Annotated in this window: 17 protein-coding genes; 8 read left to right on the top strand and 9 right to left on the bottom strand. The window is 63.1% G+C overall.

The features are described 5' to 3' along the window. Positions 1 to 316 precede the first annotated feature (316 nt). Genes rsmD through G7048_RS16035 form a run of 3 tightly spaced genes read right to left on the bottom strand, consistent with a single transcriptional unit; the run spans position 317 to position 3,816 of the window. A complete protein-coding gene (rsmD, locus tag G7048_RS16045) occupies positions 317 to 934 on the bottom strand; it encodes a 16S rRNA (guanine(966)-N(2))-methyltransferase RsmD (protein WP_166069102.1) in 618 nt (205 codons plus the stop codon). Between the two features lie 14 nt (positions 935 to 948). Next, complete coding sequence (locus tag G7048_RS16040; RefSeq protein WP_371747704.1) at positions 949 to 2,313, bottom strand: M16 family metallopeptidase; 1,365 nt, start codon at positions 2,311 to 2,313, stop codon at positions 949 to 951. 36 nt (positions 2,314 to 2,349) lie between these two features. Next, a complete protein-coding gene (locus G7048_RS16035) occupies positions 2,350 to 3,816 on the bottom strand; it encodes a pitrilysin family protein (RefSeq protein ID WP_166069100.1) in 1,467 nt (488 codons plus the stop codon). 29 nt (positions 3,817 to 3,845) lie between these two features. Between G7048_RS16035 and ftsY the strand changes: the two genes are divergently transcribed. The 5 genes from ftsY (at position 3,846) to G7048_RS16010 (ending at position 10,741) form a co-directional block, all read left to right on the top strand. Then, positions 3,846 to 5,003 carry a signal recognition particle-docking protein FtsY gene (ftsY, locus tag G7048_RS16030; RefSeq protein ID WP_166069099.1) on the top strand — a complete coding sequence of 386 codons (1,158 nt, stop codon included), beginning with the start codon at positions 3,846 to 3,848 and terminating at the stop codon, positions 5,001 to 5,003. 196 nt (positions 5,004 to 5,199) lie between these two features. Beyond that, positions 5,200 to 5,775 (top strand): sugar dehydrogenase complex small subunit, encoded by a 576-nt coding sequence (locus G7048_RS16025; protein ID WP_166069098.1) that lies wholly within the window; start codon positions 5,200 to 5,202, stop codon positions 5,773 to 5,775. Between the two features lie 69 nt (positions 5,776 to 5,844). Further along, entirely contained in the window at positions 5,845 to 7,497 is a 1,653-nt protein-coding gene (locus G7048_RS16020; RefSeq protein WP_166069097.1) for a GMC family oxidoreductase, read from the top strand. A gap of 89 nt (positions 7,498 to 7,586) precedes the next feature. Further along, positions 7,587 to 9,041, top strand: a complete 1,455-nt coding sequence (locus G7048_RS16015) for a c-type cytochrome (RefSeq protein ID WP_240933000.1) — start codon at positions 7,587 to 7,589, stop codon at positions 9,039 to 9,041. A gap of 110 nt (positions 9,042 to 9,151) precedes the next feature. After that, positions 9,152 to 10,741, top strand: a complete 1,590-nt coding sequence (locus tag G7048_RS16010; RefSeq protein WP_166069095.1) for a serine hydrolase — start codon at positions 9,152 to 9,154, stop codon at positions 10,739 to 10,741. Positions 10,742 to 10,756: 15 nt separating this feature from the next. Here G7048_RS16010 and cutA read toward each other — a convergent pair whose 3' ends face one another. Then, a complete protein-coding gene (cutA, locus tag G7048_RS16005) occupies positions 10,757 to 11,092 on the bottom strand; it encodes a divalent-cation tolerance protein CutA (RefSeq protein WP_166069094.1) in 336 nt (111 codons plus the stop codon). A gap of 182 nt (positions 11,093 to 11,274) precedes the next feature. On the opposite strand from cutA, the gene G7048_RS16000 reads away from it, so the two are divergent. From G7048_RS16000 to G7048_RS15990, 3 genes are all read left to right on the top strand, one after another. Then, entirely contained in the window at positions 11,275 to 12,219 is a 945-nt protein-coding gene (locus G7048_RS16000; protein ID WP_166069093.1) for a carbon-nitrogen hydrolase family protein, read from the top strand. Between the two features lie 431 nt (positions 12,220 to 12,650). Next, positions 12,651 to 13,592: an RNA polymerase sigma factor RpoH gene (rpoH, locus tag G7048_RS15995; RefSeq protein ID WP_166069092.1), complete on the top strand. Its 942-nt coding sequence runs from the start codon at positions 12,651 to 12,653 to the stop codon at positions 13,590 to 13,592. 112 nt (positions 13,593 to 13,704) lie between these two features. Continuing rightward, on the top strand, positions 13,705 to 14,745 hold the full coding sequence (locus tag G7048_RS15990; RefSeq protein WP_166069091.1) for a tripartite tricarboxylate transporter substrate binding protein: 1,041 nt from the start codon (positions 13,705 to 13,707) through the stop codon (positions 14,743 to 14,745). 515 nt (positions 14,746 to 15,260) lie between these two features. Here the strand turns inward: G7048_RS15990 and G7048_RS15985 are convergent. The 5 genes from G7048_RS15985 to G7048_RS15965 are packed head-to-tail and all read right to left on the bottom strand — an operon-like array spanning position 15,261 to position 19,615. Then, positions 15,261 to 15,890: an SCO family protein gene (locus G7048_RS15985; protein ID WP_166069090.1), complete on the bottom strand. Its 630-nt coding sequence runs from the start codon at positions 15,888 to 15,890 to the stop codon at positions 15,261 to 15,263. 30 nt (positions 15,891 to 15,920) lie between these two features. Next, entirely contained in the window at positions 15,921 to 16,880 is a 960-nt protein-coding gene (cyoE, locus tag G7048_RS15980) for a heme o synthase (protein ID WP_166069089.1), read from the bottom strand. Next, positions 16,877 to 18,103 carry a heme A synthase gene (locus tag G7048_RS15975; RefSeq protein ID WP_240932999.1) on the bottom strand — a complete coding sequence of 409 codons (1,227 nt, stop codon included), beginning with the start codon at positions 18,101 to 18,103 and terminating at the stop codon, positions 16,877 to 16,879. Before G7048_RS15975 ends, cyoE begins: the two co-directional genes overlap by 4 nt. Further along, the gene (locus tag G7048_RS15970; protein ID WP_166069088.1) at positions 18,100 to 18,873 is read right to left on the bottom strand and encodes a hypothetical protein; all 774 of its coding nucleotides are present in this window, start codon (positions 18,871 to 18,873) and stop codon (positions 18,100 to 18,102) included. The genes G7048_RS15975 and G7048_RS15970 overlap by 4 nt, the downstream gene beginning before the upstream one ends. After that, positions 18,815 to 19,615, bottom strand: coding sequence for an SURF1 family protein (locus tag G7048_RS15965; RefSeq protein ID WP_371747548.1), 801 nt, complete (start codon positions 19,613 to 19,615; stop codon positions 18,815 to 18,817). The genes G7048_RS15970 and G7048_RS15965 overlap by 59 nt, the downstream gene beginning before the upstream one ends. Between the last annotated feature and the right edge of the window lie 2 nt (positions 19,616 to 19,617).

The following is a 19,617-nucleotide window of genomic DNA, read 5'->3' as shown; positions in this document are numbered from 1 at the left end:
ACCCTCTCCCGCAAGCGGGAGAGGGAGCAAGAAGCCCCCACCCAAACACCGCACACAACCCCCGCGCCACATCTCGCGAAGTCGCGAGATGAAAACAGCACGAGCGAAGCAAAGTGCCGAATCACACCTCTTCCAAACTGATTTCCGGCGGTTGCCCGAGCAGAGTGACGAAGGAACGCCGCGAGTTCCGCCGGAGGTATTGAAAGCGATTTTTGGTGACTTTTTGGCGCAAGCAAAAAGTTACTCGCCCGCCGGGGCGAGACCCGGCTTCCATAAGCAACCACCCAGCATCACCCAAACAAAGACAAAGAAAAAATCACCCCGCCCTGCGCAAAAGATGCGCATGCACAGCCCCCGCCTTCAAGTGTCGATACCGCCCCAACCCCAGCAAGGCAAGCTCCTCCTCACTCCACTCGCGTGGTGCTTCCAGATAGATGTAGCCGTCAGCCGCCACGGCCTTGGCGGCGGCTTCCAAAGCAGGCTTGAACAACGCACTGTCAAACGGCGGATCCAGCAACAGCAAATGCATGCTGCCCGCAGCGCATTGCTTGATCGCCGCGACGCCATCCCCACGCAGCACACGCACGTTCTCCGCCTTGAGCTTGGCGGCAATCGACTTGAGCTGCGTGACCAGGCCCATGTCGGCCTCGTTCATCAACACCTGTGTGGCACCGCGCGACGCGGCCTCGAAACCGAGTGCGCCCGTGCCCGCAAACACGTCCAGACATTGCCAGCCCGTGAGGTCCTGCCCCAGCCAGTTGAACAGCGTCTCGCGCACGCGGTCGGGCGTGGGGCGCAGGCCCGGACGATCGGCCACGGGCAAGCGCGTGCGCTTCCACTGGCCGCCCACGATGCGCACTTCGCCCGCGCCACGTGCCGGTGCTGCGGGCTTGCTTGCGGCGGCTGCCTTCTTCTTGGCGGCTTCACTCAACATGGTAGAACGGGGTCTCATTGCTTGCCTCCCACGACGACGGTGACCATGCGATCGGGTTGCACCATGCGTTGGAACGCATCGCGAATGTCCTTGACAGAAAGCGCTTCGACGCGGTCCGTCCAGTGCTCCAGATAATCAAGCGGCAGGTTGTTCCAGGCGATGTTCACCACGTTGCCCAGCAGTTTGCGGTTGCTGTCGATGCGCAGCGCAAAGCCGCCGATCAGGTTGTCCTTGGCGGCACGCAGTTCTTCCTCGGTCGGGCCTTCTTCGACGAATTTCTTCACCACGTCCTGCGAGACCTTCACGGCTTCGGCAGCCTGATCGGGACGCGTCTGCAGACCGACCACGAACGCACCCGCATCCAGTCCCGGCGAGAAGCCGCTGCCCACGCTGTAGCTCAGGCCGCGCTTTTCGCGCACCTCCTGCGTCAGGCGCGAGGTGAAGCCACCGCCGCCCAGAATGTGGTTGCCCACGAGGATGGCGAGAAAGTCCGGGTTGTCGCGCTTGATGCCGGGCTGGCCGATGATCACGTGCGCCTGCGCGGACTGGAATGGAATGGTCTCTTGCTTGGCCTGTGTGAGCGGCTGCACGGGCGTGATGTCCGGCAGCTTGGCGCAGTCGCCCGCAGCCTTGGCGGGCAGGCGCGCGAGCAGCTTGCTCACCAGTTGCTGGGCCTGCTCCTTGTTGAGCGCGCCAACGATGCTCACGCGCGCGCCGCAGCTTTGCACATAGCGCTTGTGAAAGGCCTGCAGATCGCTCGCGTTGATGCGTTGCAGCGACTCGGGCGTGGTCTGATAACCATAAGGATGCTTGCCGTACACATCGGCCGCGAAGGCTTTGCTCGCCACGGTGCCGGGCTTGGTGTTGGCTTCCTTCAGGCCCGCTTCCCAACGCGAACGCTCGCGCTGCCACACGTTCTGCGGAAAGCTCGGCTCGCCGATCTGGCGCGCTGCAAGACTCGTTGCCTTGGCGAGCAGTTCGGGGTCGGTCAACGAACGCATCGAGTACACAAAACCGTCTCGCTCGGCGCTGGCATCAAAGCTGGCACCGAGATCAGCCCAGGCCTCGCCCAGCGCGTTTTCATCGAGTGCCGCTTCCTTGCCCCCAGCACCAGATCCGGCTCGCACGCCCTTGGAGCTCATGCCCGCCACAGCGCTGGCCAGCCCGATCTGCTGCGCCGGATCGCGACGCGCACCGGCGTCGAAATCGATCTGCACATCCACCATCGGAATCGCCGGGCTTTCGACCAGCCACACGCGGGCGCCGCTCGCCTCGGTCCAGTGCTGGATGGGCAGCAGCGCCCACGCAGAATGCGCGAACAAGGCCATGCCCGCGCCCAGCAGACCCACGCGAACGCTCGTCTTCTTGAGTTTTTTCAACAACATATCTTCAATCCGTTTCTGTGCCGTTGGCGTTCAATGCATGCGCTCGCCGCCCGCGCCCTGCTGGGCTGCGGGGCGCTTGGCACCGGGGGCCACCGGCTGCGGCACCAAGGTGCCGACGTTGAGCTGGTCATCGCCAAAGTAGCGCTGCGCCACCGACTTCACGTGTTCCGGCGTGACAGTGCGCAGCAGTTTGAGAATCTGGTCATCGGCATCGGGCGGGAAGCCCCCGGCCCAGTTGCCGCCCAGGTCGTTGGCCTGGCCGAACAGCGAATCGCGCTCGTACACGGTCGATGCGTTCCACTGCGCCTTCACGCGCGCCAGTTCCGATTCGCTCACGCCCTCCTTGGCCACACGCGCGATCTGCGCGCGCAGGGCTTCTTCGACCTGCTTGGTGGTCTTGCCCTTGGCGGGCACGCCCATCAACAGAAAGGTGCCAGGGCCGCGACCGATGATCGACGCCGAGCTGCTCGCGCTGTCGGCCACGCGGTCCGCGCCTTGCGTCAATGCGCGATCCAGACGCGCGCCGTCATATCCGCTGAGCACGGCCGAGAGCATCAGCAACGAGAGCGCATCGCGGTCCTCGTCGGTCAGCTTGTCCAGGTTGCGCAGACTAGGCGCGCGAAACGACATGGCGACAAATGCCTGATCGGCCGGTGCCTTGAAATCGATGCGGCGAATGCCCTTCTGCGCGGGTTCGGTGCGCGGCTTGCGCTCGGGCACCGCGCCCTGCGGAATCACGCCGTAGATCTGCTGCGCCAGATCGTAGACCTTGGCCACATCCACATCGCCCGCGATCACCACGGCGGCGTTCTGCGGCACGTACCAGGCCTTGTGGAAGTCGCGCACATCCTTGGGCGTCATCGAATCGAGATCGCTCATCCAGCCCACCACCGGACGGCGATTGGGCGACGAGGTGAAGGTGGCCGCATTCAACTGCTCGAACAGCGCGGAGCGCGGCTGGTCTTCGGTGCGCATGCGGCGCTCTTCCTTGATGACCTCGATTTCCTTCTTGAACTCTTCGTCCGGCCACTGGTTGTTGGCGAAGCGGTCGGCTTCGAGCTCCATCACGTCCTTGAGCCGATTCGACGGAATCTGCTGGTAGTAGCCGGTGTAGTCGCGCGTGGTGAAGGCGTTTTCCTGCCCGCCCAGCGCCGCCACCTGTTTGGAGAACTGGCCCGGCGCAATCTTGGCCGTGCCCTTGAACATCATGTGTTCCAATGCGTGGGCCACACCTGTCGTGCCATCGACCTCATCCACGGAGCCCACCCGCACCCAGACCATGTGCACCGCCGTGGGCGCACGCTTGTCGGGTTTGACGATGAGCTGCATGCCATTTTTCAGCGTGAACAGTTGCGCCCCATCGGCCGTGGTGGCTTCGGGTTTCACCGCCGCGGACGCGTTGGCACCCGGAGTCGAAATGGGGTTGGCGGACGTATCGGCAAACGCCGCGACATGCGCACAGGCCAGCAGGCCAAGAATGGAAATGGCTTGTTTCATAGAATGGATAGGATTCTAAGTACCCGACAATGTTCAGTTTCTTCAAGAAAAAATCTTCCGACACGCCCGAAACGCCCGCCCCGAGCGCTTCAGCACCCGCTCCTGCGCCCGAAACCACCGAAAAACCGGCGGCCACTTCGGGCACCAAGAGCTGGTTGCGCAATCCGTTTGCCAGCAAGGATACGTCCCAGCCTGCGGATAACCTGACACCATCATCGGGCAATTCGGACCTGCTGCCCACCGTCCAGGAACCCCAGGCCAAGCCCGAAGCGCCCACCGCAGCCGGTGACCGCAAAGGCTGGATGGACCGCCTCAAGGCCGGTCTGCGCAAGACCGGCAACAGCATTTCCACGATTTTCACCGGAACGAAGATCGACGACGCGCTCTACGAAGAGCTCGAAGACGCCCTGCTCATGGCCGACACCGGCGTGAAGGCCACGCAGCATCTGCTGGCCGACCTCAAGCAGCGCGTGAAGGACACCAAGACCACCGACCCCGCAGCCGTCAAATCGCTGCTGGCCGACGCACTGACCGAGCTGCTCAAGCCGCTCGAAAAGCCGCTGGTCGTGGGCGAGCACACGCCCACCGTCATCATGGTGGCGGGCGTCAATGGCGCGGGCAAGACCACGTCGATCGGCAAGCTCACCAAGCATCTGGCCGACCACGGCCAAAGCGTGCTGCTGGCCGCAGCCGACACCTTCCGCGCCGCCGCGCGCGAGCAGTTGGGCGTCTGGGCCACACGCAACACAGTCGAGATCATCAGCCAGGACGGCGGCGATCCCGCTGCCGTGAGCTTTGACGCGGTGAGCGCAGGCCGCGCGCGCGGCAAGGATGTAGTGCTCGTCGACACCGCCGGTCGCCTGCCCACGCAGCTGCATCTGATGGAAGAGCTCAAGAAGATCAAGCGCGTGGTCACCAAGGCCGACGCGAGCGCGCCGCACGAGGTGCTGCTGGTCATCGACGGCAACACCGGCCAGAACGCGCTCAACCAGGTCCGGGCGTTCGACGATGCCCTGCAGCTCACCGGCCTGATCGTCACCAAGCTCGACGGCACGGCCAAGGGCGGCGTGCTGGCCGCCATCGCGCAGGAAAAGCCGATTCCGGTGTACTTCATCGGCGTGGGCGAAAAGGTCGAAGACCTCGAAACCTTCAACGCACGCGAGTTTGCGCAGGCGCTGCTGGCCTGATCGAGACACCCCTCGCACCGAATGAAAGCCCTGCACTGACCCGCAGGGCTTTTTCCTTTGGGGCGCTTGCAACCCTGCAAACCATGAGCATGGGCTGACGCCAGCACTGCCTCCCGGCTTACAGGAGCAGCGCCCGCGCCCGCCCTGCTTCATGGCAGACTGAACCGCAGTGAGCCAACACTGACACGGAGCGGTCATGCCATCCAGTTCCCACCCAGAGCCGAGCACAAGCAGCGCAGCGACGCTCGGCCATCTCGGTCATTCATTGCAGCGCAGACAAGTGCTGCTCAGTGTCTCCGGCATGGCGGCGCTGCTGGCCGCGCGGCAATGGTTGCCAGCAGCCATCGCGCAGACACCTGGCAGCCAGGAAGTCGCCGCAGCACCCTCGGCCGAGGTGATGGCCTTCCTCAATTTCTCGCGCAAGCTCACCGCGCACAACGAGCTTTCGCCCGTCACCGCGCGGCGCATTCTGGAGGCCGGAAACCGTCTTTCGGCCCCGTTCGCGCCGCAAGTGGCAGAACTCGTCAAGCTCACCAACGATGCAGCGGATTCACCCGCGCTGATGGCCGCCGCCGAGCTGGCCGGACTCAAGGACCACGCGCTCGCGATCAACACCGTCTGGTACACGGGCACGGTCGTCGGGCCAAAGGCGTCGCAGGTCGTCGCGTACCGCGAAGCGCTCATGTACAGCGCCGTGCAGGACGCTCTGCCCGTGCCCACGTATTGCCTCAACGGCCCGTTGTGGTGGACGCAGAAGCCGCCTGCGGTCTAGCCCCACGCTCGCAGACCGATCCGCGCTCACAAGAAAAACACACGCACCCACAAACCACCACGATCCGATATGAAAGCTCCAGTCATTCACAACAATGGCGATGCGCAGGCCGATGTCGTCATCGTCGGCACCGGCGTCGTGGGCGCGCTCATGGCCGATCAACTCGCGGGCGCGGGCCATGCAGTGTTGATGCTCGATGCCGGCCCGCGCATCCAGCGCGCACAGGCGGTGGAGAACTGGCGCAACATGCCGTTCGCCAACCGCGCGGGGGCGGACTACCAGGGCCTATATCCACAATCGCCCATGGCGCCCGCGCCGCTGTACTGGCCGCCCAACAACTATGTCGGTCTGACCGGCCCCGACGGCAAGGGCTTTCAGCAAGGCTATCTGAAAGTGGTGGGCGGCACGACTTGGCACTGGGCCGCATCCTGCTGGCGGCATCTGCCGGTGGACTTCAAGATGCAAACCACCTACGGCGTGGGCCGCGACTGGCCGATCGGCTACGAAGAGATCGAGCCCTACTACTGCCGCGCCGAAGAAGAGATGGGCGTGGCGGGCCCCAACGACGCGGCGCAGCAGTCACCCAGCGAGCGCAGCAAGCCCTACCCCATGGACATGGTGCCCTGGGGCCATGCGGACCAACGCATCGCCGATGTGGTGAACCCGCACGGCTACCGCAGCGTGCCGATTCCGCAGGGCCGCAGCACGCGCCCCTGGCGCAGCCGCCCCACCTGCTGCGGCAACAACAACTGCCAGCCGATCTGCCCGATCGGCGCGATGTACAACGGCATCCACCACGTGCAATCCGCCGAAGCCAAAGGTGCCAAGGTGATCGCCGAAGCCGTGGTCTACCGCATCGACACCGACGCCAACAACCGAGTGACCGCCGTGCACTGGTACGACAAGGACCATGTCTCGCACAAGGCCGAAGGCAAGCATTTCGTGCTGGCATGCAATGCGCTCGAAACGCCGCGCCTGCTGCTGATCGCGGCCAACGACAAGAACCCCAAGGGCATCGCCAACAGCTCGGATCAAGTGGGTCGCAACATGATGGACCACTCCGGTTTTCACTGCAATTTTCTGGCCAACGAGCCCATGTGGATTGGCCGCGGTCCCGCGCAAAGCAGTTGCATGGTGGGGCCGCGCGACGGTGCTTTCCGCCATGAATACTCGGCCACCAAGATCATCATCAACAACATCTCGCGCGTGACGGCTGCCACGCAACAGGCGCTGCAGATGGGCCTCGCGGGCAAGGCGCTCGACGCGGAAATCCGCCGCCGCTCGTCGCATGGTGTGGACCTGTCGATCAGCCTTGAACCGCTGCCCGATCCCAACAACCGCGTGACGCTGAGCACCACCCGCAAAGACCCGCACGGCCTGCCCTGCCCCGACGTGTACTACGACGTGGGCGACTATGTGCGCAAGGGCTACGAGGCTTCGAAAAAGCAGCTCACCCACATCGGCACGCTGTTCGGTGCGACGGAATTCAACATCACCACATCGCTGAACGCCAACAACCACATCATGGGCGGCACCATCATGGGCACGAGCGCCAAAGACTCGGTCGTCAACGGCGACTGCCGCGCGTGGGACCACGACAACCTGTGGCTGCCCGGCGGCGGCCCGATGGCGTCGGCCAGCGTGGTGAATTCCACTCTCACCATGGCGGCGCTCGGCATCAAGTCGGCCGACTCCATCCAGAAAGCCTTGGGCAAGGGGTGATGAACATGCGCGGCACATCATCATCCCTTCGCTCAATACTCCGCTCGACACTTCGGTCATCATTTTTCGGCGCACTCGCACTCGGCGGCTTGCTGTTGCCCCACGCGAGCTTCGCGCAGACAGAACAGCCCACCACCCCCACGACCCCCAAACCCAGCGCCGAACAGCTCTCCGCTCTGCCCAAGGAAACCGCGCAGTTCATCGAAAAAGGCCGCATGGTGGCGCTGGCCAGCGACTGCGCGGGCTGCCACACCGCGCCCGGCGGCGGCAAGCCATTGGCAGGCAACTACGTGATGCAGACGCCGCTCGGAGCCATCGTCTCGACCAACATCACGCCATCGAAAACGCATGGCATCGGTCACTATTCGGAAGAAGACTTGTCGCGCGCCGTGCGCGAAGGCAAGCGCAAGGACGGCGCGCATCTCTACCCTGCGATGCCATACGACTCGTACACGCAGATGACAGACGAAGACCTGCATGCGCTCTACGTCTATCTGATGCAAGGCGTGCCCGCCGTCGATCAGGCCGTGCAGGCAACGAAGCTGCCGTTTCCGTTCAACATCCGCATGAGCATGCTGGGCTGGAACACGCTGTTTCTCGACAAGAAGCGCTTCGCACCCGATGCGTCGAAAAGCCCCGAATGGAATCGCGGCGCCTATCTGGTGGAAGCGCTGGAGCACTGCGCGGCATGCCACACACCGCGCAATGCGCTGATGGCCGCCGACAAGTCACGCGCGTTTGCGGGCGCGCAGCTCGGCCCCTGGTTTGCGCCCAACATCACCTCCGATCCGGTCAGCGGCATCGGCGCGTGGAGCGTGGAAGAGCTCGTGCAATACCTGCGCACCGGCCGCGCCGAAGGCAAGGGCCAGGCGGCGGGCGGTATGGCCGAAGCGGTGGAAAACAGCCTGCAGTTTCTGCCCGAATCCGATCTGCGCGCGATGGCTGTGTACCTCAAGGCCCTGCCCCCCCTTCGCGATGCGGCCGACGCCAACCGCACCGAGGGCGCACATGCGCAAGGCACGGCCCACAGCGAAGAGCCCATGCAGCGCGGCAGCCGCCCTCAGAACAGTGTGGAAGCAGTGACCTCGGGCGCATCGCTGTTCAGCGCCTACTGCGCAAGCTGTCATCAGGCATCGGGTTCGGGCACGCCGGATCAGGCCTATCCATCGCTGTATCGCAACACCGCCACGGGACTGGGCAGGCCCGACAACCTGATCGCCGCCATCCTCTACGGCGTGCAGCGCAACGCCGCCGGCAAGGAAGTGCTGATGCCGCGCTTCGATGAAAAATCCTATGTCGATCCGCTCACCAACGAGCAGATCGCTGCCATCGCCAACCACGTGCTGCAGCACTACGGCCCGGCCACCGCAGGCAAGATCTCTGCGGCCGATGTGCAGCTTGCGCGCAATGGCGGACCGCAGCCGCCGCTGGCCCAGTTGCAGCCCTACATCGCACCGTCGCTCGGCGTGCTCGCACTGGTCGTTGCGCTGGTGCTGTGGTGGTTCTTCAACCGACGCAAGCAGGGCTACCGCCGATACTTTTGAGGCTTTCCGCAGCAAGGAATCCTGACCGAGGAATGACAGCAGATTGACAGATTCGCTCACCAGAATCTGCGCGTCAGCCAGTCAATCACAACAACGTGTCAGGAGACCTCATGCAGACAACTTCGTCCTCCATTCTCACTTCACCCACTTCCTCCACCTCATCATTCGAGCTATCGCGACGCGGCCTGTTGCGCCTGTCGCTGGGCGGCGCGGCGGCCATGTCGGTCGGTGGGGCGTTCGCACGCAGCGCCGCGTCACCGCTCGTGGTTCCCAAGGATGGCCTGCTGCGCAGCACGCCCGAGGCGCAAGGCGTTTCGTCCGCAGCCATCATGGATTTTCTCGACGAGGTCGAGCGCAACGCCTACGAGATGCACGGCTTCATGCTGTGGCGCAGCGGCCATGTGGTGGCCGAGGGCTGGTGGCAGCCCTACGGCCCCGAGCGCATCCACATGACGCACTCGCTCACCAAGAGCGTCACCGCCAGCGCCGTCGGCATGGCGATTGCCGAAGGCCGCTTCAAACTCGATGACAAGGTGGTCTCGTTCTTCCCCGAACACCTGCCCGCCGACGTGAGCACGCATCTCGCCGCGATGACCGTGCGCGATCTGCTGACCATGCGCACCGGCCACGAGAAGATGACCTCGGGCTCGGTGTGGCGTCCCATCAAGACAAGCTGGATTGCGGAGTTTTTCAAGATCCCGGTGAAGTTCGAGCCCGGCACCAAGTTCGTCTACACCAGCGCCGCCACCTACATGCTGTCGGCCATCGTCACCAAGACCACGGGCCAGTCCACGGCGGACTATCTGAAGACACGCTTCTTCGAGCCGCTGGGCATTTCCGGCTACGAGTGGGATGTGGGCCCGGAAGGCATTTCACCCGGCGCGAACGGCCTGTCGTGGAAGACCGTCGATGCGCTCAAGCTCGGCATTCTGCATGCGCAGAACGGCCAGTGGAACGGCAAGCAACTGCTGCCCGCCGAGTGGGTGAAAGCCGTGCAGCAGCCGCACACGCCCGGCCAATATGGCTACCAATGGTGGCTCGGCCCGAACGGCGTGTATCTGGCCGATGGCCTCTTCGGTCAGTACTCGATGGTGTTCCCCGAACACAATGCGGTGATTGCCATGAACTGCGCGAACCCTTCGGGCGCGGGCTTTCTGTCCAAGGCGGTCTACAAGCATTTCCCCAAGGCGTTCGAGACCGCAGGCAAGTCCACTGCGAACAGCAAGCTGCCGTCGCGCCTCAAGCAACTGCAGTTGCTGCCCGCACCGCGCGCCACGCATTCGCCGCTGGCCGAAACCATCTCGGGCCGCAAATACGAGTTTGCCGACAACGCAGAAAAGATCAGCGCGGTGAAGTTCGATTTCAGCGAAGGCCAATGCCGCTTCACGATGGAAGACGACCGCGGCACGCATGTCGTGCAATGCGGCATCGGCAAGGCCGTGGAAGGCTCGACCACCATCACCGGCAACAAGCTGCACCACGAATACCAGCCCGACAACATGCGCGTGGTGGCGACCGGTGAATGGACCGACGCACGCACGTTCGAGATGACCTGGACCTTCGTCGAATCGGCCTTCCGCGACAAGGTGGTGTGCCGCTTCAACGGCCCTTACGTGCGCATCAGCCGCAGCGTGAACGTGAATTCGAGCGCCACCTCGCTGCCAGAAATCGTCAGCAAGAAACCGGGCAAGGCGGCCTGATCACAGACTGACTTTTCAGACCTTCAAACGGTCCTCGACCCACGCCGCATATTCCCGCGAGGCCTGCTCCTCGCGCACCAGAATCTGCGGCAGGTCGTAGGGATGCGTGCCGCGCAGCCAGCGCAGCAACGCGAACATGCCGGTCGGCAAGGTCTTGAACACCAGCCGCCATTCCGCGTCCTCGCACTGTGTGCCTTGCCACACGTAGTGCGACGTGATCGGCTCCACCTGCACGCAGGCCGCGAGCCGGTGGCTCACCGCTTCGCTCGCCAAGCGGCGCGCATCTTCTTCCTTGCCGACGGTCGTGGTCAGCACGCTCACGGGCGGCATGTGGGTGTCGAGTTCGCGCATCGCTTTTCCTTCTCGTCCTTGGCTGAATTCAAGAGCGCATTGTCCCTCGTCGCCACGCTGCGGAATCCCGATCGCAATTCACCGCCAGCGCGTGCCGGATAAGGCCCGCCGTCAGGCAACTCGCGTATAAAAGAGTGCGCGACAGACACTCAAATTCCAATGACCGCAGGAGACGACAAGACATGACGACAGCGACCAAGCCCTTCAAGGCCGCAGTGATCCAGGCCTCTTCCATCCCCACCGACAGCATCGAATGCGCGCTCAAAGCAGCATCGCTGATCCGCGAAGCCGCAAGCAACGGCGCGAAAGTGCTGGTGTTCCCCGAGGCATTTTTGGGTGGCTACCCCAAGGGCAACAGCTTCGGCAGCCCCATCGGTCTGCGCAAACCCACGGCGCGCGATGCCTACGCCACCTACTACCAGCAGGCCATCGACCTGAACGGTGAAGAGATCGAAATCCTCAACGAGGCCGTGCACGAAACCGGCGTGGTCGTGGTGATCGGCTGCATCGAGCGCGACGGCGGCACGCTGTATTGCACGGCCCTGTATTTCAGCGGCAAGAACGGCCTCGTCGGCAAGCACCGCAAGCTGATGCCGACTGCAGGCGAGCGCCTGATCTGGGGCTTCGGCGATGGTTCGACCATGCAGGCCGTGGACACGCCCTACGGCCGCATCGGCGCCGTGATCTGCTGGGAAAACTACATGCCCATGCTGCGCATGCACATGTACAGCCAGGGCGTGAGCATCTACTGCGCACCCACGGCCGACGACCGCGACACCTGGCTGCCCACCATGCGCCACATCGCGCTCGAAGGCCGCTGCTTCGTGCTCACCGCCTGCCAGTTCCTGCGCCGCGAGGCCTACCCCAAAGACTTCGAATGCAGCCTCGGCGACGACCCGCAAACCGTGCTGCTGCGCGGCGGCAGCGCCATCATCGACCCGACCGGCGCCATCATGACCGGCCCCAACTACGAGGCCGAAACCATTCTCTACGCCGACATCGACCCCATCATGGTCCCGCGCGGCAAGTTCGACTTCGACGCCTCGGGCCACTACTCACGCCCCGACATCTTTCAGTTGAAGGTGGACGTGGGGGCGAAGAAGGCGGTGTCGACGTTTGGGGAGTGAGCTGCCTGTTGCTGACATGGCCGCCTGACAGCTGCGGCCATGCCCATCCGGCTGCCCGCCTGCCTACCTGTGAAGGCGGGCACCGGATTCCCCGCATTCTTGATTCATCTCAATCACTCGCCTCCGCTATCAATTTTGACAACGCGGAAGCGGGTTCAATAGACCCTCCAAGGCACGGACTTTTCGCGGTCGATACGCTGTTCAATGTCAACAAGCATTGCGCACAACGACAGTCGAAAACCGCCTATAGCAAGGGTTTTCCAGCAGTAGTTCAATGCTGTTTCATTGGGGAAATGCGGTTCGGGCACGCTTTTCCGAGCCCCATCAGAAATTCGCATATACCCAAGTAAAAAAGTGCGGAACTTATCGCTTAGCACTCTCTCCAACAGAGTGCTAATATGAACCGAATTGAAGATGAAAGGATGTCTCTGATGAACCTGCAAACCGCATCCTCCTCGACGTCTCTGGCGCCTGCCAACCCTTGGGCGCTGGTTCCGCCGCTGGGAAATCTGGATGCCTATATTTCCGCCGTCAACCGTCTGCCTCTGCTCACCGCTGAGGAAGAACAGACTTTTGCCCGGCGTCTTCAGAATGAAAACGATGTGGACTCGGCTGGTCGTCTGGTGCTCTCGCACCTGCGTCTGGTGGTGTCCATCTCGCGCCAATACCTCGGGTACGGGCTGCCGCATGGCGACCTGATCCAGGAAGGCAATGTCGGCCTGATGAAGGCCGTCAAGCGTTTCGACCCCGATCAGGGTGTGCGTCTGGTGTCCTACGCCATGCACTGGATCAAGGCCGAAATCCACGAATACATCTTGAAGAACTGGCGCATGGTCAAGGTGGCGACCACCAAGGCCCAGCGCAAGCTGTTCTTCAATCTGCGCTCGATGAAGCAAGGTTTCAAGGCCGACTCGGCCATGGACGATGCTGCTGTCGTGCGTGACACGTTGTCCGACCATGAAATCGATATGGTGGCCGAACAGCTGAATGTCAAGCGCGAAGAAGTCATCGAGATGGAAACGCGTCTGTCGGGCGGCGACGTGCTGCTGGATCCGTCTCCCAGCGACGATGGCGAACAGGCTTTTGGCCCGATCGCCTACCTGTCGGATGCGAACCATGAGCCCACGGCCATGATCGAGAACCACCAGCGCGACCGCCTTGCCAGCGATGGCATTGCGACCGCTCTGGAAAGCCTCGACGAACGCAGTCGCCGCATCGTGGAAGAGCGCTGGCTGAAGGTGAACGACGATGGATCGGGCGGCATGACGCTGCACGAGCTGGCCGCTGTATATGGCGTAAGCGCCGAGCGCATTCGCCAGATCGAAGTAGCCGCCATGAAGAAGATGAAGAAGGCTCTGGCCGAGTACGCTTGAAGCCGGTCTTTTTCGATACCCTACGCCCTTGCAGGCAAGGGGCGATAATCCAGAGCGCGCAGATTCAACCCTGCGCGCTTTTGTTTTTGTGCAGATGAAAGAACAGATCTTCATGTCGCTCTCCCGCATTTCAACTGCCCGCCGCCGCAGCGTTCTGACTCTGGCGCTGGCCGCCACGTCCGGGCTCATCGCCTTCTCGACGACCGCAACCGCCGCCGACACAAGCGCTGCTGCCACCACGCCCGGTTGGCCCAACAAGCCGCTGCGCATCGTCGTCGGCTTCCCCGGTGGCTCGTCGCCCGACCTGACCGCGCGCACTTTCGCCGAGCCGCTGTCCAAGATGCTCGGCCAGCCGGTCATCGTCGAAAACAAGGTGGGCGCGGGCGGCAACATCGCGGCCGACTACATCGCCAAATCCAGGGACGATCACACCATTGGCCTGTTCATCAACGGCAACCTCACCATCGCCAAACTGATCAACAAGCGCGTTCCGTACAACCCGCAGAAGGATCTGGCACCGCTCACGCTGGTCGGCGTTTCGCCTCTGGTGCTGACCGCCCCCGTGCATCTGCCCGACGCACCGGACGGCACGGACGCCCGCGCGTTTCTCGCCTCCGCCACGAAGGCTGGCGACAAGTGGAGCTACGGCACACCGGGCGTCGGCACGGTCGGCCACATCGGCACCGAGCTGATGAAGGCCCGCACCGGCATCGCCCCCGTGCATGTGCCCTACCCCGGCTACCCACAAGTGGCGCAAGCCATGTTGGGCGGCCAACTGCAGATGGCCCTGCTGCCACCAGCACTCGCGCTCGCTCAGGAAAAAGCCGGCAAGCTGCGCCTCATTGGCGTGACTGCCGGTGGCCGAAGCACCTTGGCACCCGACGTACCCAGCCTGGCAGAGGCCGGTGTGCCGAATCTGAATCTGGAAATGTGGAACGCATTCGCCGCGCCTGCAAGCATGCCTGCGAACCTGCGCGCTCGCCTGTCGGATGCGCTGATCGAGATTGCGCGCTCGCCCGAAGTGCGCAGCAAGATGTTCCAGCAAGGATGGCAGGCGGTGGGGTCTTCGCCTGAGGGGCTGGCCAATCGGATCAAGGCGGATACGGCGACGATGGGGAAGATCATCAAGGATCAGAACATCCGGGCAGAGTGACTGAATCTCCCTTTTTGGGCTCTAAAAGCGAGTTCGGAAAACGGCTTTCTTTTGCTTGGCTGGGGACTGCTGGGTCTTTGTTTACGGAGGCCGGGAGTTCCGCCCGGCGGCGGAGTAACTTTTTGCTTGCGCCAAAAAGTCACCAAAAATCGCTTTTCAATACCCGCGGCAGAACTCACTTCGCGCCGAAGGCGCTCCGTTCGAGCAACCGCCGCGAGTCAGAATTTTCATAAGAGGACGGTACGGCACTTCGCGTTGCTCGTGCCCGTTTATCTCGCGACTCCGCGAGATATGGTGCGCGAGTAGCGTGCCGAATTTGTATGGGATTGGTTCCCGTTTTCTGGAGCGGGCCTGCGAAGCGAAGCGGGCACTCGATCCAGCACCACAACGCCAAGACAGCCCCTCAGGCTAGGCGTGAAGCCGCAGACAGTATCCCTATACGGCAAGGCTTCCACAACAACGCATGAGGGGCTGTATTGGCGCCTCAAAAAACGAGCGATCAACCAACAACAAAATCACTGAGAAAGCAAAGCTTTGACGTCAGATTGAAGGGCTTGGGCTCCGCTGCCGTAGCGGGTGTACACGCGCAGATTCCCCTTGGGGTCGTAGATGTAGCTGCCCGCCGAGTGATCCATGGTGTAGCTGGTAGGAGTCTTCCCATCGACCTTCTTGTAGTAGATCTTGAAGTCCTTGGCGACGGCTGCCAGTTGCTCGGGCGTGCCGGTCAAACCGACGAACGTGGGATCGAAATTCGCCATGTAAGCCTTGAGAATTTCGGGCTTGTCGCGTTCGGGGTCGACGGTGATGAAGATGCCTTGCAGGCGCTCTCCGTCTGCGCCCAGCGAGCGCTTGACTTCGGCGAGTTCGCTCATCGTCGTGGGGCACACGTCGGGGCATTGGGTGTAGCCGAAGAACACGACGACGACCTTGCCTGCGAAGTCCTTGATGCTGCGTGTCTTGCCGTCCTGGTCGGGCAGCGGAAAGTCCTTGGCGTATTCCGCGCCGGTCACATCGATGCCGTTGAACTTGGGAGCCTTGGCCGATGGCGAGCAGGCGGCCAGGACTGCGACGGATGCGGCCGTTGCGCCCCACAGGGCGATGCGCTTCAGGGCTTCACGTTTGTTGTTATTGAAAGGCAGGGACATACGCTGAACTCACTTCACGATGCTTATTCATCACAACACATAGTGATCGACCAGCAGCGCCGCAAACAGCGCGCTCAGGTGGATCAACGAGAAACGGAACGTCTTGCGCGCAAGCGCGTCGGAATAGTTGCGCCACAGCTTGAAGCCGTACCAGCAGAAACCGAAACTCAGCACGACGGCAGCGGCCAGGTAGATCCATGAGCTCATGCCGTAGACGAATGGCATCAGGCAACCGGCGAACAGAATGATGGTGTAGAGGAACACCTGCAGGCGCGTGAACTCGTTGCCGTGCGTGACGGGCAGCATGGGCAGGCCGGACTTGCGGTAGTCCTCCACGCGGTACAGCGCGAGCGCCCAGAAGTGCGGCGGTGTCCACAGAAAGATGATGAGGAAAAGAATCAGCGCTTCGGGGCCAACGTTGTCGGTCATCGCGGCCCAGCCGAGCACGGGCGGCATGGCGCCCGATGCGCCGCCGATCACGATGTTCTGTGGTGTGAGCGGCTTGAGAATCACGGTGTAGATCACCGCATAGCCGACGAAGGTGGCGAAGGTCAGCCACATGGTCAGCGGGTTCACGAACACGTACAGAATCGCCGAGCCGATGGCGCACAGAGCGGCCGAGAACAGCAGCGTCTGCGAGTTGGACAACTCGCCCTTGGCCGTGGGTCGCCATGCGGTACGCTTCATCTTGGCATCGATGCCCTGCTCCACGATGCAGTTGAACGCGGCGGCGGCACCTGCCACGAGCCAGATGCCTGCACTGGCAATCGCCATCAGGCCCCATTGCTCCAGACTCGGCATGCCGGGCACGGCCAGCACCATGCCGATGAAGGCGCAGAACACGATGAGCTGCACCACGCGCGGCTTGGTGAGCGCATAGAACTGCGCAAAGCGCGAAGGCAGGTGCGCGGCGGCGGTTGCTGGCTTGGGCGCTGCAGCAGTGGCTGGAGAAGAAGACGTCGACGGTGAAGGAGATGGAGCGGCGCTCATACGGAAACTTTCGTGGTGCTCGTGCGCACCTTGTTCTGGTCGGGGCGAGCGGCGGGAGCTGCAGCAGCCAGCGCGGTGGCACCCGCCGGTCTGCTGGCAGCCAGGCCCCAGGTCAGCACCACCAGCAGCGCTGCCGCACCGCCCGTGTGCAACACGGCGGCAACCAGTGGCCAGTCGAGCACGACGTTCGACAGACCTGTCAAAAACTGCAGCAGCGTGAGCCCTGCCGACCAGCGCATCTGATCACGCAGCACATGCGCGCGATGCATGCGCCAGGCAAGAAGAATCAACGCCGCCAGCACGATGTAGGCAGCGAGTCGATGCACGTAGTGGATCGCCGTCAGCGCCTGAAAACTGATGTGGCTGCCGTCCTTGAGCAGGCCGAGTTCACGCCAGATCTGGAAGCCTTGCGAGAAGTCCATCGCAGGCCACCAACTGCCCTGGCAAGTGGGAAATGTGGTGCAGGCGAGCACGGCGTAATTGGTGCTCACCCAACCGCCGAGCAGCGTTTGAACGATCACCAGCAAGCCCGTCACCGCCATGCCGATGTAAATGCCGCGAGGCACGGATGTGGGCAACAGATGCTTGGTGTTCAGTGTCTTGTGCACGGCCTGCACGCACAGCAGAATCAACAGCACCGAGCCGCCGATCAGGTGCAAGGTGACGATGGCGGGGAACAGTTTCATCGTCACGGTCCACGCGCCGAATGCACCTTGCAGGCAGACCCAGAACAGCGTGAACGTGGGCCACCACGGGCTCAGCGCGGGCTCTGGCGCTTTCTGCTTTTTAGCGAGCAGGAGTTGCCGCCACGCACCCACCGTCAGCACGATGATGAGCACGCCGACGGTCGTGGCCAGATAGCGGTGGATCATCTCCACCCAGGCCTTGCCATGCGTGACCGGGCCGGTGGGCATGGCGGTCTGCGCGGCGGTGATTTCCGCCATCGCGCCGACCGGGCTGGAGCTGCCGTAGCAACCCGGCCAATCGGGGCAACCCAGACCTGAATCCGTGAGCCGCGTGAAGGCACCGAACAGCACCAGATCGAACGTGAGAAACAACGTGAGAACCGTCAGCGCCTGCAGTTTGCGCACGGGCGTGTGGTGGCGATTGCGCAGCCACACCCAGGTGATCGGCGCAAGCGCGATCACCAAGCCGAATGCCATCAACTCCAGCACCGGAGCAAAGTCGTAGAGCGGTTGCATGTCGCTCGCGTTCAAGCTCATGGCTTCACAATCTCCTCATCGCGTCCCGCCTTGTCCCACGAGGACGAGGCGCGCAGCAAACGATCCAGATCGCGCTTGGCCTGCGATCCGGCCTTGCGATCCATCTTGGCGGGGAAACGCATCATCCAGTGACCCATGGGGTCGATCACATACAGATGGTCGGACAGCGTCTGCCCAGCGGCCGGTTGCAGCCATTGCGCGACCATGCTCTGGTCTGCGCGCACCACGGTGGCCTGCGCCAGACCCGGTGCCATCCCCTCAGGGATCGAAGCTTGATCGCTGACCAGCCAGACCCAGTCCAGGCGCTCCTTTTCCTTGCCCAGGCTTTCACGCAACTGGCGCTGCAGATACAGGTTGTTCTGGCATGCCTCATCACACGCGGCAGGTGCCACGCTGACCAGCAGCCACTGGCCCTTCATGCTGTCGAGCGGCTCGGTCTTGCCATCCAGCGTAGTCACCATGGCCTGCGCGGGCATCGCATGCTGCGGCTGGATCAGCTCGCCGAAATTGCGCCGGCCGTCCGGACGCACCACGTAGTACGTGAAGTACGACGCGATCACTGGCGCGGCGCAGATCAGCAGCACGGACAGCATCTTCCAGCGACCACTGCGCATTTGCTTGGCCTTGACCTCGGAGTCGGCCATGGCTGCGCCTGCGCTCGGCATGCTGTGCACGGTGAACGCGAGCGGGCTTTCGGCCACCGCTGCCGTCTCAGGCGGACGGCTGGCTGCGTGGGCGAAGGAAGCGTCGGATGAGTTGGAACCAGACATAGAGGATTGCCACCAGGGCGCAAAGCCCAAACCATTGGAATGCGTAACCGTAATGCTTGTCGACACCGGAATCGACGGCCGGCCAGTCGCGCAGCAGGCCGTCGTCCGCGTTGCCCGTAGTCTGCACTACAGACAACGGCAAAAGAGGGAGACCTGTCTCGGCCCCAAAGGTGACCAAGTCCAGATTTTGCCGGATCACGGAATCCCTTGCGACGTTTCCGGATGTGTCGAACTCATAAAGCCGCGCCGGACGCGCCGCCACACGGCCCAGAATCTGCACCTCGCCTGCGGGCGTGCGAAGCGTTGGCAACTTGGTGCGATCCGTGAAATCGCGCGGCGCCCAGCCTCGCTGGACCATCACCACAGCGCCTGCAGGGCCGGACAGACGCAGCGGCGTCATCACGAAAAATCCCTGCTTGCCGTTCATCTGCCGATTGTCGAGATACACCGTCTTCTCGGCGACCCACTGACCGGACAACTGCACCTGCCGATGCAGCAACGGATCGTTCTGCGCGTCGGCCAACGAGGATGCGGGCAAAGCATTCAACTGCGACACGAACTGCTCCGCCGACAGCGGCGGCTCGGCCATGCGCTGGTCCATCGCCAATTGCAACGCTTCCTTCTGCACCGCACGCGATAGCTGCCAACGCCCCAGCGACGCCGTCACCGCCATGGTGACCAGCGCCGCCACTGTGATGATCCAAAACCGCCAACCCAGCGAACGCACATCGTTGGTGTTCACGT

It is taken from the genome of Diaphorobacter sp. HDW4B (genome assembly GCF_011305535.1).
In the GTDB taxonomy this organism is placed as follows: domain Bacteria; phylum Pseudomonadota; class Gammaproteobacteria; order Burkholderiales; family Burkholderiaceae_C; genus Diaphorobacter_A.
The sequence above is the reverse complement of the archived record's forward strand: the minus strand, read 5'-3'. Positions and strand labels throughout refer to the sequence as shown.

Coding starts and splice junctions, on each gene's coding strand:
- G7048_RS15990 (WP_166069091.1), top strand. CDS start 13,705: ATGTCGCTCTCCCGCATTTCAACTGCCCGCCGCCGCAGCGTTCTGACT.
- G7048_RS16025 (WP_166069098.1), top strand. CDS start 5,200: ATGCCATCCAGTTCCCACCCAGAGCCGAGCACAAGCAGCGCAGCGACG.
- G7048_RS15975 (WP_240932999.1), bottom strand. CDS start 18,103: ATGAGCTTGAACGCGAGCGACATGCAACCGCTCTACGACTTTGCTCCG.
- G7048_RS16010 (WP_166069095.1), top strand. CDS start 9,152: ATGCAGACAACTTCGTCCTCCATTCTCACTTCACCCACTTCCTCCACC.
- cutA (WP_166069094.1), bottom strand. CDS start 11,092: ATGCGCGAACTCGACACCCACATGCCGCCCGTGAGCGTGCTGACCACG.
- rpoH (WP_166069092.1), top strand. CDS start 12,651: ATGAACCTGCAAACCGCATCCTCCTCGACGTCTCTGGCGCCTGCCAAC.
- ftsY (WP_166069099.1), top strand. CDS start 3,846: ATGTTCAGTTTCTTCAAGAAAAAATCTTCCGACACGCCCGAAACGCCC.
- G7048_RS16035 (WP_166069100.1), bottom strand. CDS start 3,816: ATGAAACAAGCCATTTCCATTCTTGGCCTGCTGGCCTGTGCGCATGTC.
- G7048_RS15970 (WP_166069088.1), bottom strand. CDS start 18,873: ATGTCTGGTTCCAACTCATCCGACGCTTCCTTCGCCCACGCAGCCAGC.
- cyoE (WP_166069089.1), bottom strand. CDS start 16,880: ATGAGCGCCGCTCCATCTCCTTCACCGTCGACGTCTTCTTCTCCAGCC.
- G7048_RS15985 (WP_166069090.1), bottom strand. CDS start 15,890: ATGTCCCTGCCTTTCAATAACAACAAACGTGAAGCCCTGAAGCGCATC.
- rsmD (WP_166069102.1), bottom strand. CDS start 934: ATGTTGAGTGAAGCCGCCAAGAAGAAGGCAGCCGCCGCAAGCAAGCCC.
- G7048_RS16020 (WP_166069097.1), top strand. CDS start 5,845: ATGAAAGCTCCAGTCATTCACAACAATGGCGATGCGCAGGCCGATGTC.
- G7048_RS16000 (WP_166069093.1), top strand. CDS start 11,275: ATGACGACAGCGACCAAGCCCTTCAAGGCCGCAGTGATCCAGGCCTCT.